The sequence below is a fragment of the Arthrobacter ruber genome (assembly GCF_002954225.1).
Taxonomy (GTDB): Bacteria; Actinomycetota; Actinomycetes; order Actinomycetales; family Micrococcaceae; genus Arthrobacter_D; species Arthrobacter_D ruber.
Genome location: NZ_PPTH01000015.1, coordinates 350,986 through 365,281, shown reverse-complemented (window position 1 = coordinate 365,281; position 14,296 = coordinate 350,986). Strand labels below are relative to the sequence as shown.

The 14,296-nt window shown below is 72.1% G+C and carries 16 protein-coding genes; 2 read left to right on the top strand and 14 right to left on the bottom strand.

Translation table 11 applies throughout. From position 1 onward, the window contains the following. Positions 1-16: 16 nt before the first annotated feature. From CI785_RS08220 to CI785_RS08190, 7 genes are read right to left on the bottom strand one after another with little or no spacing between them, the layout of a single operon-like run. Positions 17-496: a hypothetical protein gene (locus tag CI785_RS08220; RefSeq protein ID WP_105031571.1), complete on the bottom strand. Its 480-nt coding sequence runs from the start codon at positions 494-496 to the stop codon at positions 17-19. Next, positions 493-1,263 (bottom strand): 4-hydroxy-tetrahydrodipicolinate reductase, encoded by a 771-nt coding sequence (dapB, locus tag CI785_RS08215; protein WP_105031570.1) that lies wholly within the window; start codon positions 1,261-1,263, stop codon positions 493-495. The genes CI785_RS08220 and dapB overlap by 4 nt, the downstream gene beginning before the upstream one ends. 10 nt (positions 1,264-1,273) lie before the next feature. Beyond that, the gene (locus CI785_RS08210; RefSeq protein ID WP_105031569.1) at positions 1,274-1,708 is read right to left on the bottom strand and encodes a molybdenum cofactor biosynthesis protein MoaE; all 435 of its coding nucleotides are present in this window, start codon (positions 1,706-1,708) and stop codon (positions 1,274-1,276) included. Continuing rightward, a complete protein-coding gene (locus CI785_RS08205) occupies positions 1,695-2,180 on the bottom strand; it encodes a MogA/MoaB family molybdenum cofactor biosynthesis protein (protein WP_105031568.1) in 486 nt (161 codons plus the stop codon). Before CI785_RS08205 ends, CI785_RS08210 begins: the two co-directional genes overlap by 14 nt. After that, positions 2,177-2,674 carry a cyclic pyranopterin monophosphate synthase MoaC gene (moaC, locus tag CI785_RS08200; RefSeq protein WP_105031567.1) on the bottom strand — a complete coding sequence of 166 codons (498 nt, stop codon included), beginning with the start codon at positions 2,672-2,674 and terminating at the stop codon, positions 2,177-2,179. Before moaC ends, CI785_RS08205 begins: the two co-directional genes overlap by 4 nt. Positions 2,675-2,700: 26 nt before the next feature. Next, the gene (locus tag CI785_RS08195; protein ID WP_105031566.1) at positions 2,701-4,005 is read right to left on the bottom strand and encodes a molybdopterin molybdotransferase MoeA; all 1,305 of its coding nucleotides are present in this window, start codon (positions 4,003-4,005) and stop codon (positions 2,701-2,703) included. Positions 4,006-4,058: 53 nt separating this feature from the next. Continuing rightward, the gene (locus CI785_RS08190; protein WP_105031565.1) at positions 4,059-5,609 is read right to left on the bottom strand and encodes a molybdopterin-dependent oxidoreductase; all 1,551 of its coding nucleotides are present in this window, start codon (positions 5,607-5,609) and stop codon (positions 4,059-4,061) included. Between the two features lie 194 nt (positions 5,610-5,803). On the opposite strand from CI785_RS08190, the gene moaA reads away from it, so the two are divergent. After that, the gene (gene moaA / locus CI785_RS08185; RefSeq protein WP_105031564.1) at positions 5,804-6,883 is read left to right on the top strand and encodes a GTP 3',8-cyclase MoaA; all 1,080 of its coding nucleotides are present in this window, start codon (positions 5,804-5,806) and stop codon (positions 6,881-6,883) included. A gap of 1 nt (position 6,884) precedes the next feature. Next, entirely contained in the window at positions 6,885-7,136 is a 252-nt protein-coding gene (locus CI785_RS08180) for a MoaD/ThiS family protein (protein ID WP_105031676.1), read from the top strand. 9 nt (positions 7,137-7,145) lie between these two features. Here CI785_RS08180 and CI785_RS08175 read toward each other — a convergent pair whose 3' ends face one another. The 7 genes from CI785_RS08175 to CI785_RS08145 all read right to left on the bottom strand — a co-directional run bounded on the left by CI785_RS08175 (position 7,146) and on the right by CI785_RS08145 (position 14,296). Beyond that, on the bottom strand, positions 7,146-8,516 hold the full coding sequence (locus CI785_RS08175; RefSeq protein WP_105031563.1) for a M16 family metallopeptidase: 1,371 nt from the start codon (positions 8,514-8,516) through the stop codon (positions 7,146-7,148). A gap of 112 nt (positions 8,517-8,628) precedes the next feature. Continuing rightward, positions 8,629-10,893 carry a polyribonucleotide nucleotidyltransferase gene (locus tag CI785_RS08170; protein ID WP_105031562.1) on the bottom strand — a complete coding sequence of 755 codons (2,265 nt, stop codon included), beginning with the start codon at positions 10,891-10,893 and terminating at the stop codon, positions 8,629-8,631. 292 nt (positions 10,894-11,185) lie between these two features. Then, positions 11,186-11,455 carry a 30S ribosomal protein S15 gene (gene rpsO, locus CI785_RS08165; RefSeq protein WP_105031561.1) on the bottom strand — a complete coding sequence of 90 codons (270 nt, stop codon included), beginning with the start codon at positions 11,453-11,455 and terminating at the stop codon, positions 11,186-11,188. 103 nt (positions 11,456-11,558) lie between these two features. Continuing rightward, positions 11,559-12,554, bottom strand: coding sequence for a bifunctional riboflavin kinase/FAD synthetase (locus CI785_RS08160; RefSeq protein ID WP_105031560.1), 996 nt, complete (start codon positions 12,552-12,554; stop codon positions 11,559-11,561). Between the two features lie 148 nt (positions 12,555-12,702). Further along, entirely contained in the window at positions 12,703-13,365 is a 663-nt protein-coding gene (locus tag CI785_RS08155) for a DUF4345 domain-containing protein (protein ID WP_105031559.1), read from the bottom strand. A gap of 95 nt (positions 13,366-13,460) precedes the next feature. Next, the gene (locus CI785_RS08150) at positions 13,461-13,829 is read right to left on the bottom strand and encodes a hypothetical protein (RefSeq protein WP_105031675.1); all 369 of its coding nucleotides are present in this window, start codon (positions 13,827-13,829) and stop codon (positions 13,461-13,463) included. A gap of 98 nt (positions 13,830-13,927) precedes the next feature. Beyond that, entirely contained in the window at positions 13,928-14,296 is a 369-nt protein-coding gene (locus CI785_RS08145; protein WP_105031558.1) for a hypothetical protein, read from the bottom strand.

The window sequence follows — 14,296 nt, the reverse complement described above, 5'->3', positions numbered from 1 at the left end:
CCCGGCGGCTGCCCGGTCAGGCGCCGTCGCCGTCCTGTCGGTACAGCTTCGCGGCGTCGCGCATGGCCCGCCGGGCGCGCTTGCGGTCTCCCGCGGCGTCGTAGGCGCACGAGAGACGGAACCAGGTGCGCCAGTTCTCCGGGTCCGCCTCGGCCTCCGCCTGGTAGGCGGGGAACGCCGCGTCCGCGGCGGAGCGCACGATCCGGCCGGAGGGCGTCCTCGGGAGGTCGTCGACCGGCAGGCCGCCCTCGGCCTCGAGCCGGCGCGCCATGCGCTGCGTCTGCGCCCCGAAGAGCAGTTCGCGGATCAGCGCCCAGGCGCCGATGCACGGCAGCAGGAGGTAGGCGGCTCCGATGGCCTTCGCGACCGGCTCCGGATCGCCGAGCAGCAGGAAGCTGCGCTGAAAGGCGACGGCGAGCCAGAAGACGAGCAGGGCCGTGATGAGCAGGACGCCGAGCTTGGCCTGATGCTGCCGGTAGAACTCCACTGCGGTCACCGGGCCCCGCCGGTCGGCAGGTCCAGGTAGCCGTCGAGCCCCACGGTCAGGCCGGGGTGGTCGGCGACGGACCGGACGCCGAGGAGCACGCCGGGCATGAAGGACGCGCGGTCGTAGGAGTCGTGCCGGATGGTCAGCTGCTCCCCCGGGCTGCCCAGCAGCACCTCCTGGTGCGCCGTGAGCCCGCGCAGGCGGACCGAGTGCACCGGGACGCCGTCGATCCCGGCTCCGCGGGCGCCGTCGAGCATCTCGCGTGTCGCGTCGGGAGCCTGCGGCACGCCCGCTGCTGCGCGGGCGGCGGCGACGAGCCGTGCGGTCCGGACGGCCGTGCCGGAGGGCGCGTCCACCTTGTCGGGGTGGTGCAGCTCCACGATCTCGACGGACTCGAAGTACCGCGCGGCGGCCGCGGCGAAGGCCGTGGCGAGCACGGAGCCGAGGGCGAAGTTCGGTGCGATCAGCACGCCCGTGCCGGGACTGCCGGCCAGCAGCGTCTCCAGGCGGGTCAGGCGCTCGTCCGTCCAGCCGGTGGTTCCGACCACGGCATGCATGCCGTGCTCGACGGCGAAGGACACGTTCCCGACGGTGGCGTCCGGGACGGTGAGGTCGACGACGACGCGCGCGCCGGCGGACAGGAGCGAGTCGAGCGGGTCGCTGCTGCCGAGGGCCGCGACGAGCTCCAGGTCGGCAGCGGCCTCGACGGCTCGCACGGCCTCGGAGCCCATGCGGCCGCGGGCGCCCAGGACGGCCACGGGCAGGTGTTCGGTCATGCCCCCAACCCTACTGTTCCCCTGCGCCGACCCACTCCACGGTCCCGTCCGTGAAGAACTGCTCCTTCCAGATGGGCACGCGTTCCTTGACGAGGTCCACGAGGTCCGAGCAGGCCCGGAACGCCTCCCCGCGGTGCGCGGCGCCGACGGCGGCGACGAGCGCCTGGTCGCCGATGGCCAGGGGTCCGATCCGGTGGGCCACCCAGATGCGGACGCCGTCGTGGCGGGTGGCGATCTCCTCGGCGACCTCGCGGATGACCCGCTCGGCGCTCGGGTGGGCGGAGTAGCTCAGGGACGCGACGGAGCGCCCGCCGTCATGGTCCCGCACCACGCCGCTGAAGCCGACCACGGCCCCGCAGTACGGGGAGTCGACGCCGGCGTGGGCCTCCTCGGGGGTGATCGGGGTGGCGGCGACGGCGGCGTGGATCACTTCACCGGTGGTCATGGTGGCCCTCCAGCTGGGAGCAGATGTGGTCGATGAGCGGTGCGAGGACGGCGAGCCCGTCGCGCACCCCGCCGGGCGATCCGGGCAGGTTGAGGACGAAGGTCGTGCCCGCGGTGCCCGCCAGCCCGCGGCTGAGGACGGCGGTGGGGACCGCGTCCGCACCTGCCCGGCGGATGGCCTCCATGATGCCGGGGAGGCTGCGGGTGAGGTAGGGGGCGGTCTGCTCGGGGGTGGCGTCGTCGGGGCTCAGGCCGGTCCCGCCGCTCGTGATCAGGACCGCCGGGCGCGCCTCGAGCGCGGCGCCGATCGCGGACCCGACGGCGTCGCCGTCGGGCACCACGACGGCGTCCGTGACGGCGAAGCCGTGCCGGTAGAGCCACTCGGCGATCGCGGGCCCGCACTCGTCCTGGTAGACGCCGGCGGCCGCGCGGGTGGAGGCGATGACCACGGCGGCGGTGCGGAGGGCGGTCATATGCTCCAGTCCCCGCTCTTGCCGCCGGACTTCGACACCACGCGCGTGCCGTTGATGACCGCGTGCTTGTCGACGGCCTTGATCATGTCGTACAGCGTCAGGGCCGCCACGGACGCCGCCGTGAGCGCCTCCATCTCGACTCCCGTGAGCGCGGTGGTCCGCACGAGCGCGATGATCCGGACGGCGCCGCCGTCGGGCTCGAAGTCCACGGTCACCTTGGACAGCGGGAGCGGGTGGCACAGCGGGATGAGCGAGGACGTCTGCTTCGCGGCCATGATGCCGGCGATCCGGGCGACGGCGAGGGCGTCGCCCTTCGGCAGGTCCCCCTCTGTGATGAGGGCGACGACGTCGGGCGTGGTCTCGAGCGTCGCCTCGGCGACGGCCTGGCGGACGGTGGCCTGCTTGCCGGAGACGTCGACCATGTGGGCGGTGCCGTCGGCGCGGACGTGCGACAGCGCGTCCGCGGGCGGCGGGGTGGGAGGTGGGGTGCTCATGGCTGGATCCTTTCTGCGGAGTCCATTCAACCAGTGCCGGCCGCATCCGTACCGGCCTCGTCCAGCACGAGCACGTCCTCGACGGCGAAGGGGTCCGTGGGCACCGGGCCCATGAGCGTGACCTCGACGCGGTCCCCCGGGGCGAGCGCGGCGACGCCCTCCGGGACGTGCACCAGGCAGTTGGAGGCGGCGAGGGCGTGCAGGAGGTGGGAGTCGGGCCCGCCGACGAGTGCCACCTTGCCGTCGCGGTAGAGCCCGCGCCGCAGCTGGTGCTTCGCGCGGGGACTGTCGAGGGCGTCGACGAGGACTGCCTCCAGCACCGGGCGCGGGGCGGGCACGCCGGTCAGCTGGTGCAGGGCCGGGCGCAGGAACATCTCGAACGAGACGATCGCACTGACGGGGTTGCCGGGGAACCCGAGGAACGGGATGCCCGAGATGGTGCCGTGGGCCTGCGGGCCGCCCGGTTGCATCGCGACGGAGGAGAACTCCACGCTGCTGTCGGCCAGCGCCTGCTTCACCACCTCGTACGCACCCTGGCTGATGCCTCCCGTGGAGAGGACCAGGTGGGTGCTGCCGGCGGGGATGGCCCCGAAGGCGTCGCGCAGCACCGCCGGGTCGTCGCCGAGGAGCCGGTGGCGGGAGACCTCGGCCCCGGCCTCGCGCAGGGCCGCCTCCAGGAGCGTGGTGTTGGCGTCGTAGATCGAGCCGGGGGCCAGCGGGGCGCCGGGCTCGGCGACCTCGTCACCCGTGGAGAGCAGCAGCACGCGGAAGCGGGGACGGACGGGCACCTCGCCGACACCGCACGCGGCGAGGAGACCGAGCTGGGCGGGGCCGAGCAGCGTGCCTGCCCGGAGCGCCGCCTCCCCCTCGGCGATGTCGCTGCCGGCGTTCCGGACGAACAGGCCGGCGTCGATGCCGGCGGGGAGCCGGACGGTGACGGGTCCGCGGGCCCTGTCCGTGGCGGAGTGGAACTGCGCCGGGTCGGCGCGTTCGATGGGCACCACGGCGGCGGCGCCCTCGGGCAGCATGGCGCCCGTCATGATCGGCGCGGCGGTGCCCGGTGCCAGGGCCGGCGGCACGGAGCCGGCGGGGATGGCGTCGGCGACCTCGAAGGCGTCCCTGCCGGCGAGGTCGTCGGCGTGGACCGCGTAGCCGTCCATCTGGGAATTGGCGAAGGGCGGCAGGCTCACCGGCGCGGCGACGTCCCCGGCCAGTGCCCGACCCAGCGCCGCGGCGAGCGGCAGGACCTCTGCCCCGGCACCGTCGTACCCGCTGCTCCAGCGCAGGAGCCCGGCGACGGCGGCCCGGTGTTCGTCGACGGTTCTTCTCATGGCTGCCTTCCGCGTCGGCCGGCGGCCCGGTGCAGGAGGGCCGACCCGGTGGTCTAGGTCACCGTGAACGTTACCGTGTGCAGTCCCTCCGCCCCGTCAGGCGCCGGCTCCACGGACGCCTCGGACTGGACGTCCCCCGTGCGGTCGACGGTACGTGCCTGGAGGGTGTGGGAGCCGGCGTCCAGCCGCAGCGTGGTGCTGTACTGGCACCAGGTGTCGGCGGAGATCGGCCGGGCGAGTGTCGCGCGCTGCCAGGGGCCGCCGTCGACCCTCACCTCCACGGCCTCCACTCCCCGTCGCTGGGCCCAGGCCACGCCGCCCACGACGACGTCGCCCGCCGGGATGCGCGCGCCGGAGCGCGGCACGTCGATGCGGGAGGAGGTCTTGACGGGGCCCCGCTCGGACCAGCCGCGCGTGGACCAGTACGCGCGGTCGTCGGCGAAGCGGGTGACCTTCAGCTCGCTCACCCACTTCGTCGCGGACACGAAACCGTAGAGTCCGGGGACCACGAGCCGGACCGGGAAGCCGTGCTCGACCGGCAGGGCTTCGCCGTTCATGCCGACCGCGAGCAGGGAGTCGCGTGCGTCGGTCAGGGCCTCCAGGGGCGTGCCGGCGGTGAACCCGTCGACGCTCCGCGACAGCACCATGTCCGCGCCCGCCTGCACGCCGGCGCGGGCCAGGAGCTCGCGGACCGGCCAGCCGAGCCAGCGGGCGTTGCCCGTGAGGTCCCCGCCCACGGTGTTGGACACGCACGCGAGGGTGATGTGGCGCTCGATGAGGGGCAGGGCGAGCAGTTCGTCGAGCGTGATCTCCACCTCGCGGTCCACGAGCCCGGTGACCTTCAGGGACCACTGCGCCGGATCGACGACGGGTACCACGAGGGCGGTGTCGATCCGGTAGAAGTCGTCGGAGGGCGTCACCAGCTCCGTGATGCCCTCCACCTCGAGGTCCGCGCCGTCGGGGACGACGGACCCCTCGGGAGGCGGGGTGACGTCCGCAGGGGCGGGAAGGCGGAGGGCGGCGCGCTGCTGCGCCACCGTGGACTGCGACGAGCGCACCCCGGCAGCCGCGGCGCCCGTCGCGGCAGCCACCACCGCCGCGCCTCCCGCGCCCTGCAGGAACCGCCGGCGTGCCGGGGTGGAGCCCTCGGTGTCGGTCCCGGCCGCCCTGGTCCAGGACCCGAGAGAGCGCACGAGGGCATCGAGGACGAGCACCGCCAGCACCGCGGCGAGAACGGGCGCCACGAAGGACACCAGGGAGGACTGCGGGCGCGATGCCACGGCGAGGACGCCGAGGACGCCGAAGCCGAGGACCACCGCCCGACCGGCGAAACGCCTGCGGTGCTCCAGCACGCCGGCGACGAGGGCGAGGACCGCGATGACGAGCGCGATCGCCCCCAGCAGGACCGCCTTGTCCGCGGTGCCGAACCAGGCGATGGCCCAGTCCTTCACGCCCGGCGGCAGGCCGTCGGTCACGGCGGAGCCGACGGCGCTGACCGGCGTCACGGAGGGACTCAGGGCGGCCGCGGCCAGCTCCCCGCCGATCACACCGAGCCCGACGGCGAGGGCGCCCGACACCGCCGCCCATGTCCGCTGTCGAATCATTCCTGCCTTCCCCTGGGATCCCGGCGACGGCGCGTTGCCGGGCAGGGACCCACCGTTACACGACTGCCGCCCCCACCCGGTTCCCCGGTCCTGTCGGGGCGGCCGTCCTACCCCATTCCGGCGCCGAGGACCAGCCGGGGCGTCCCCTGCCGCCCGGATAGGGCGCCGCCTGCCGGAGGGCGTACCCTCGTTCCATGGGAGTACACCTGGGGATGCCGCGCGGTGCCCACGCTGCCACTGCGGACGCAGGCCGGGGACTCCTGGACATCCACGGCCGGCAGGCGACCGACATGCGCCTGTCCCTCACGGACAAGTGCAACCTGCGGTGCACCTACTGCATGCCCGCCGAGGGCCTCAACTGGCTGCAGAAGGACCAGGTGCTCTCCCGCGAGGAGATCGTACGGCTGGTCCGCATCGGCGTCGATCTGCTCGGGATCCGCGAACTGCGCCTCACCGGCGGGGAACCGCTCGTGCGCGCAGACCTGCTGGAGATCATCCGGGACATCCGCACGGGGCATCCCGCGCTGCCCATCTCCATGACCACCAACGCCCTGGGCCTGGACCGCCGGGCCGTGCAGCTCAAGGACGCCGGCCTGACGCGCATCAACGTCTCGATGGACTCCCTGCACCCCGAGACGTTCGCGCAACTGACCCGGCGACCCTTCCTGGACCGCGTCCTCAAGGGCATCGAGGCCGCGGCGGACGCCGGTCTCGGGCTCGTGAAGATCAACGCGGTGCTCATGCGCGGCATCAACGACCACGAGGCGCCCGAGCTCGTGGCATGGGCGGTGGCCCGCGGCTTCGAGCTGCGCTTCATCGAGCAGATGCCCCTGGACGCCGACCACGGCTGGACGAAGGAGGGCATGGTCACGGCCGCCGAGATGCGCGCGCTCGTCGAGACCCGCTTCGTCCTCACCCCCGATCCGCGCACGCGCGACGGCGCCCCCGCCGAGCGGTGGGAGGTCCGGGCCAGGGAGACCCCCGACGTCGTCCTCGGCACCGTGGGCATCATCGCGTCGGTGACCGAACCCTTCTGCGCCGACTGCCGCCGCACGCGCGTCACCGCGGAGGGCAAGGTGATGAGCTGCCTCTTCTCCCGCGAGGAGACCGACCTGCGGGGGCTCCTGCGCTCCGGCGCGGACGACGACGCCGTCGCCCGGCGCTGGCGCGAGGCCATGTGGCTGAAGCCCCGCGCGCACGGCATGGATCATACGGGCCTCGGCGCCGAGGACTTCGTGCAGCCCGACCGGTCGATGAGCGCCATCGGTGGCTGACGTGCTGGTGCGGTACTTCGGTGCGGCCAGGGCCGCGACGGGCGTGGACGAGGAGCGCCTGCCCGGCGGACGGACCCTCGCCGCGGTGCTCGACGGGCTGCGCGAGCGTCCTTCCGCAGCGGGCGCCCCGTCCCTCGCGAGGGTCCTGGAGCGCAGCAGCTTCCTGCTCAACGAGGTGGCGTTGCGCGATCCCGCGACCGTCCTGCAGGACGACGACGTGCTCGACGTCCTGCCGCCCTTCGCCGGCGGCTGACCGCGCCCTTCAGCGCGTGAAGTCGGCCTCGGAGTCGAACGGCCCGACGACGACCGTGGTGCGCGGTGCGGCCGCGAGCTCACGGGCCAGCGACTGCACCTCCCCGGCCGTGACGGACCGGATCCGGTCGAGCGAGGTGTCCATGTCGACGAACTCCCCCGACACCAGTTCCGAGCGACCGAGGCGGGACATGCGGGAGCTGCTGTCCTCCAGGGCCATGACGAGCCCGCCCGAGAGCTGCCCGACGGCCTTGCGGAGCTCCTCGGCGTCGATGCCGTCGGCGGCCAGCCGGTCCAGTTCGGCGCCGAGGAGCGCGATGACCTGCCCCGTCTTGGCGGGCGAGCAGCCGGCGTACATGCCGAAGTAGCCGGCGTCGGCGTAGGAGGCCGAGAAGGAGTAGGTGGAGTAGACCAGGCCTCGCTTCTCCCGGATCTCCTGGAAGAGGCGGGAGGACATGCCGCCGCCGAGGACGGCGTTCAGGACGCTCATGGCGAAGCGGCGCTCGTCGGTGGCGGTGAGGGACGGGCAGCCGATGAGGATGTTGGACTGCTCGACGGCCCGGCGGATCACGTGGGTACCCGTGGCGCCCTGCACCTGGGCCTCGGTGGTGGATCGGCGCGCGACCGGCAGGGCGCCCTCGTCGAGCGTCCACCCCGCTGTCTCGAGTGCCTCCTGCACGAGCCGGCAGACGACGTCGTGGTCGAGGCCTCCGGCGGCGGTGACCACCAGTTCGGCGGGCGTGTAGTAGCGCCGGTAGTGGGCGAGGACGGACTCCCGCGGGACCGCACGGATGGCCTCGGGGGTCCCGCCGATGGGTCGGCCGAGCGGGTGGTCGCCCAGCACGAGCTCCACGAACTTCTCGTGGGCGACGTCCGCCGGGTCGTCGCTGTCCATCGCGATCTCCTCGAGGATGACGTCGCGCTCCTGCTCGAGCTCGTCCGGGTCGAGCACGGCCGAGGTCACCATGTCCGCGATGACGTCGATGGCCATGGGCAGGTCCGAGTCCAGCACCCGCGCGTAGTAGCAGGTGTTCTCCTTCGCGGTGGCCGCGTTCGATTCGCCGCCCACCTCGTCGAAGGCGGACGCGATGTCCATGGCGCTGCGGCGCGAGGTGCCCTTGAACAGCAGGTGCTCGAGGAAGTGCGTGCTGCCGTGCTGGCCCTCGGCCTCGTCACGGGAACCGACGCCCACCCAGAAGCCGATCGTCGCCGAACGCTGCCCCGGCATCGCCTCGGTGAGCACGCGCACTCCCCCGGGCAGCACGCTGCGGCGCACGACGTTGCCTCCCGGATCGCCCGACACGAAGGTGGGGTCGAGGCCGTCGGACCCCGTGCGGGGCGTCGGCAGCAGGGGCAGGGACACTACGGAGGACAGGGACATGCTGGTCTTTCTGGGAGTTCTGGGAAGGCCGACGGCCCCGGCGCCGACCGAGTTCGATCGGTAGGCGCCGGGGCCGCAGGCCATGGGCCGCTCAGGTCGAGCGGGCGACGGATCAGTCGTCGTCGCCCGCTGCCGGCTCGGGCAGTTCGATACCGGCGTCCTCGGACGTCCCTGCGGACTCCTCGGCGACGACGGGCGAGAGCGAGAGCTTTCCGCGGTCGTCGACCTTGGTGATCTCGACCTGGACCTTCTGGCCCACGGAGACGATCTCGTCGACGTTGTCGACGCGCTTGCCGCCGGCGAGCTTGCGCAGCTCGGAGATGTGCAGAAGGCCGTCCTTGCCCGGGGTCAGCGAGACGAAGGCGCCGAAGGTCGTGGTCTTGACGACCGTGCCCAGGTAGCGCTCACCGATCTCGGGGACCTGCGGGTTCGCGATGGCGTTCACGGCGGCGCGGGCGGCCTCGGCCGACTCGCCGTTCGTGGCGCCGATCAGCACGGTGCCGTCGTCCTCGATGGAGATGTCCGCTCCGGTGTCCTCCTGGATCTGGTTGATCATCTTGCCCTTGGGGCCGATGACCTCGCCGATCTTGTCCACGGGGATCTTGACCGAGATGATGCGCGGCGCGAACTCGGAGAGCTCGTCCGGGGCGTCGATCGCGGCCTGCAGGACACCGAGGATGTGCAGGCGCGCCTCGCGCGCCTGCTTCAGCGCGGCGGCGAGCACCGAGGCGGGGATGCCGTCGAGCTTGGTGTCGAGCTGGATCGCGGTGACGAACTCGGACGTGCCGGCGACCTTGAAGTCCATGTCGCCGAAGGCGTCCTCGGCTCCCAGGATGTCGGTCAGCGCCGCGTAGCGCGTCTGGCCGTCGACGACGTCGGACACGAGGCCCATGGCGATGCCCGCGACGGGCGCCCGGAGGGGCACGCCCGCGTTGAGCAGCGACAGCGTCGAGGCGCAGACCGAGCCCATCGACGTCGAGCCGTTGGAGCTCAGCGCCTCGGAGACCTGGCGGATCGCGTAGGGGAACTCCTCGCGGGTCGGCAGGACGGGCACGAGGGCGCGCTCTGCCAGTGCTCCGTGGCCGATCTCGCGGCGCTTCGGCGAACCGACGCGGCCGGTCTCACCGGTGGAGTAGGGCGGGAAGTTGTAGTTGTGCATGTAGCGCTTGCGCGTGACGGGCGACAGCGAGTCGATCTGCTGCTCCATCTTGAGCATGTTCAGCGTGGTGACGCCCATGATCTGGGTCTCGCCGCGCTCGAAGATCGCGGAGCCGTGCACGCGCGGCAGGACCTCGACCTCGGCGGTGAGCTTGCGGATGTCGCTCAGGCCACGGCCGTCGATACGGACCTGGTCCTTGAGGATGCGCTGGCGGACGACGGCCTTGTTGAGCGAGCGGAAGGCTGCGGACAGCTCCTTCTCGCGTCCCTCGAACTGGCCGCCGAGGGAGTCCATGAGCTCGGACTTCAGGGCGTCGGTCGCGGCGCCGCGCTCCTGCTTGTCGGCGATCTGGAAGACCTGCGTGAGCTTCTCGGACCCGGCGGCCTCGATCGCCTCGTACACGTCGTCCTGGTAGTCCAGGAAGATCGGGAACTCGACGGTCGGCTTCGCGGCACGGCCCGCGAGGTCTGCCTGCGCCTCGCACAGGGCGCGGATGAAGGGCTTCGCGGCCTCGAGGCCGTCGGCGACGATCTCCTCGGTGGGGGCCGTGGCGCCGTTCTCCTTGATGAGGGTCCAGGAGTTGTCGGTGGCCTCGGCCTCGACCATCATGATCGCGACGTCGTCACCGGCGATGCGTCCGGCGACGACCATGTCGAAGACGGAGTTCTCGAGCTCGGAGTGCTTGGGGAAGGCGATCCACTGGTCGGCGCCGCTGCCGTCGGACACGAGGGCCACGCGCACGCCGCCGATCGGGCCGGAGAAGGGCAGGCCGGACAGCTGGGTGGACATGGAGGCCGCGTTGATGGCGACGACGTCGTAGCGGACGTCGGGGTTGATCGCGAGGACGGTCACGACGACCTGGACCTCGTTGCGCAGGCCCTTGACGAACGCGGGGCGCAGCGGACGGTCCATGAGGCGGCACGCGAGGATGGCCTCGGTGGAGGGGCGGCCCTCGCGGCGGAAGAACGAGCCCGGGATGCGGCCAGCGGCGTACATGCGCTCCTCGACGTCGACCGTCAGGGGGAAGAAGTCGAAGCCTTCGCGCGGCTGCTTGCCCGCGGTGGTGGCCGAGAGCAGCGCGGTGTCCTCGTCGATGTAGACCATGGCGGAGCCGGCGGCCTGCTGGGCGAGGCGCCCGGTCTCGAAGCGGACGGTGCGTGTTCCGAAGCGACCGTTGTCGATCACTGCTTCGGCGAACTGGATTTCGGGACCCTCCAAGAGAGTCACCTCCGTTTCTGGGGTATCGGAGGCAATCGGCACCCGTCGTGGGTTCCGTCCCTGCTGGACGGCCCACAGCACCCGGTCTTCGATCGAGATCCACGGAGCAGCATCGTCTCGATGCGTTCCGGAGACCACTACCGAGGACCGCGAATGCGCGGTGCCGGTCGACTCCTGTTGTGCGTTGTCATTCCTGCTGGTGCAGGTTGTCCTTGCCGGTGGTGCTGGTCGTCGTCCCAGCGCAGAAAGGCGGCTTCCTCCCCGAGGGGAGGATGCCGCCTTCCGATGCTGGTTATCGACGCAGGCCGAGGCGCTCGATGAGCGACCGGTACCGCGCGATGTCGGTGTCCCGCAGGTAGTCCAGCAGGCGACGGCGGCGGCCGACGAGAAGAAGCAGGCCACGACGCGTGTGGTGGTCGTGCTTGTGCATCTTCAGGTGCTCGGTCAGGTCGAGGATGCGGCGGGAGAGCATCGCGATCTGCACCTCGGGTGAACCGGTGTCACCTTCGGCGAGGGCGTACTGCTTGATGATCTCCTGCTTGATGGCGGCGTCAAGGGCCACGAGTAACTCCTAGAGTTGTACCGTGATCAGGTGCTGAGCATCGCTTGCGCGACGACACAGAAAAATCCAGCCACCACGGACTGCAGCCGGATCTCCAGCCAGTTTAGCGTCTGGGCTGTTGTTCTGTCGAAAGCAACCCGCGCGCGCGCTCGACGTCGAGCCTCATCTGCGCGATCAGCGCCTCGGGTCCGGTGTACGCCACCTGCCCGCGTAGCCGCTCCACGAATTCGACGACGACGGCCTGACCGTACAGGTCGAAGTCCTGCACCCGTTCGGGCGGCCGGTTGATGACGTGCGCCTCGACCTGGCGGTCGACGCCGTCGAAGGTCGGGTTGGAACCCACCGAGATCGCGGCCGGCCAGCGGGTCCCGGCCTGGTCGGTCAGCCAGCCGGCGTAGATGCCGTCGGCGGGGATGTAGCCCTGGGAGGATGCGGCGAGGTTCGCCGTCGGGTAGCCGAGCTCCCGTCCGCGCGCCGCACCGTGCACCACGTCGCCGCGCATGCGGTGGTGGCGGCCCAGGACGCGGGCGGCGGTGCCGACGTCGCCGGCCTCGAGGGCCTCCCTCACCCAGGTGGACGAGCACCGGCGGTCGCCGTCGGCGTCGGTCGCGTCCATGGGGAAGCTGGTGCCGAAGTCGTCGATCGCGATCACCTCGAAGCCGAGCGTCCGGCCGAGTTCCCGCATGGTGTCGAGGTCGCCGCTGTTGCCGCGGCCGAACCGGACGTCGTGGCCGATGACGACCGCCCGGGCCTTCAGCGCACGGACGAACACGCGCTCCACGAATTCCTCGGGCGAGTTCGCGGCCAGCTCGAGGGTGTAGTGCATCATCAGCAGCGCGTCGATGCCGGACTCCGCGAGGGTCTCGACGCGGTCGTCGAGGCCCATGATCAGCTCGGGGGCGGACTCCGGGCGGTGCACCCGGGCCGGATGGGGTTCGAAGGAGACGACGACGGCGGCCGCGGAGCGCTGCCGGGCCGCCTCGACGACCTGCTGCAGGACGCGCTGGTGGCCCCGGTGCACGCCGTCGAAGTTGCCCAGCGTCAGGACGGAGGGCCCGAACTCCGAGGGCACGCTGTCCAGGTCTCTCCAGTAGTACACGCATCTCCTTCATGATCCGGCCGATCCCCCTGGCACCGGGGGTCCTCCGGCGGGTCGATCGCCCATCTCATTATGGCCGACCGGTACGCCCCGGACGGCATCGGGCGGCCACGCACGGGGTACCGCGGGCGTGTACGGCACCGTCGGGCTAGCCGCGCTGTGAGAACTCCCTGCGGAGGTCGCTCGTCTTCGCGATGTACTTGTGCCAGACGAGCAGGGCCGGGGGGAACGCCAGTTCGACGACCATGAGGATGATCAGGACGTAGTTGGGCGTGCCCGAGAAGGCCCAGGACAGGACCCTCCCGATGCCGCCGGCGAACACCATGAGGCACACCAGCCAGAGCATGTTGGCCCACTGGAACTTGATGGCGATGGTGATGAAGGCGGCGCCGACGCCCACCATCATCGCCGAGAAGAACCGGAACTGGCTCTCCAGCGTGGGGTTCACCGGGTCGGCCTCGGTGTCGGGCAGGCCCGCCGTGCCGAGGATCAGGTAGTAGGCGCCGAACCCGGCGATGACCACGCCCACGAGGACGACCACGGTGCGGAAGACGTTCCAGTCGTCGCCCGACCCGCCCTTGCCCGCCTTCTTGCCCTGGGCGGGGGTAGTCCCGGCCTTGGCCGGCGTGGTGCCGCCCTTGCCGGCGGGTGCGGCATCGCCGGAGGCCGTGGTCCCGGCGCGCGGGGAGGACGTCGTCGACGGCGCGACGGGCCTGCCCGGTTCGAGGGGCACCCCGGAGGCTCCTGCGACGTCGCGGCCGCGTCCGCCGGGCGTGGTGGGGTTCTCGTGCTCGGGGCTGTTGCTGGTCATGTCACTCCCTGGAGGCGGGCCGGATGATGCTCTCCGGCCATACTCTCACGCTGCCGCACGACGTCGGCGGCGGATTTCGCCCGCCGGCCCCCGGGTCAGTCGCGGGGGCGGCCCGGCCGGTTCCTGCGCAGCCAGAGCAGCCCCAGGATCGGCAGGATGAGCGGGACGAAACCGTAGCCGCGGCCGAAGGCCGACCACACCGTCTCGCTGGGGAAGGCCTGCGCGTCGAACACGCTGAGCAGTCCCACCGCGACCACCCCCACGAGTTCGATGGTCACCGCCACGACGGACACGCGGTAGGCACGCGCCCCGGCTCGGGCGAGGGACACCGTCGCGACGATGTAGACCACCGCCGCGACGGCCGAGAGGATGTAGGCCAGCGGCGCCTCGCCGAACTTCGTCGCGATCTGGAAGGATGCCCGGGCCGTCGCCGCGAGGGCGAACACGCCGTAGACGGCGATCAGGAGCCGCCCGGGTCCGGTGGCGCGGCTGGTCCCGGCCGCCCCGGAGGGGGCGCCCTGCTGAGCCCGGGATCCCGGGGGTGTCGCCTCGTGTCGGTTCCTCACAGCCCCGCCACCCCGTCCCAGATCTGCTCCATGCGGAAGAGCATGACGAACACGGTCAGCCCTGCCGCCGCCAGGACGAGGTTGCTCCAGCGCGTCCTCTCGAGGATGGACCACCAGAACGCGCCCACGGGCACGAGGAGCGCCGTGAGGAGGTAGCCCCAGAACTCCCACGCCTCCCCCAGGACCGGCTCACCGGTCACCTGGCGGACGACGGCGCCCACGGTATAGGCGAGCAGGAACAGCTCGACGGCGGCGACGGAGAGGATGGTGATGTCATTCGGGGGCTGCCGCAGCACCGCGGCTCCGATGCACACGACGGCCGAGAGGGCGCAGACCAGGGTCCCGACGAGGAAGAAGGGATCCAC

What these genes read in the sequence shown, in the direction of transcription:
- moaC (WP_105031567.1), bottom strand. Translation starts at nt 2,674, where the DNA reads ATGAGCACCCCACCTCCCACCCCGCCGCCCGCGGACGCGCTGTCGCAC.
- CI785_RS08155 (WP_105031559.1), bottom strand. Translation starts at nt 13,365, where the DNA reads ATGACCAGCAACAGCCCCGAGCACGAGAACCCCACCACGCCCGGCGGA.
- moaA (WP_105031564.1), top strand. Translation starts at nt 5,804, where the DNA reads ATGGGAGTACACCTGGGGATGCCGCGCGGTGCCCACGCTGCCACTGCG.
- CI785_RS08195 (WP_105031566.1), bottom strand. Translation starts at nt 4,005, where the DNA reads ATGAGAAGAACCGTCGACGAACACCGGGCCGCCGTCGCCGGGCTCCTG.
- CI785_RS08205 (WP_105031568.1), bottom strand. Translation starts at nt 2,180, where the DNA reads ATGACCGCCCTCCGCACCGCCGCCGTGGTCATCGCCTCCACCCGCGCG.
- dapB (WP_105031570.1), bottom strand. Translation starts at nt 1,263, where the DNA reads ATGACCGAACACCTGCCCGTGGCCGTCCTGGGCGCCCGCGGCCGCATG.
- CI785_RS08175 (WP_105031563.1), bottom strand. Translation starts at nt 8,516, where the DNA reads ATGTCCCTGTCCTCCGTAGTGTCCCTGCCCCTGCTGCCGACGCCCCGC.
- CI785_RS08210 (WP_105031569.1), bottom strand. Translation starts at nt 1,708, where the DNA reads ATGACCACCGGTGAAGTGATCCACGCCGCCGTCGCCGCCACCCCGATC.
- CI785_RS08190 (WP_105031565.1), bottom strand. Translation starts at nt 5,609, where the DNA reads ATGATTCGACAGCGGACATGGGCGGCGGTGTCGGGCGCCCTCGCCGTC.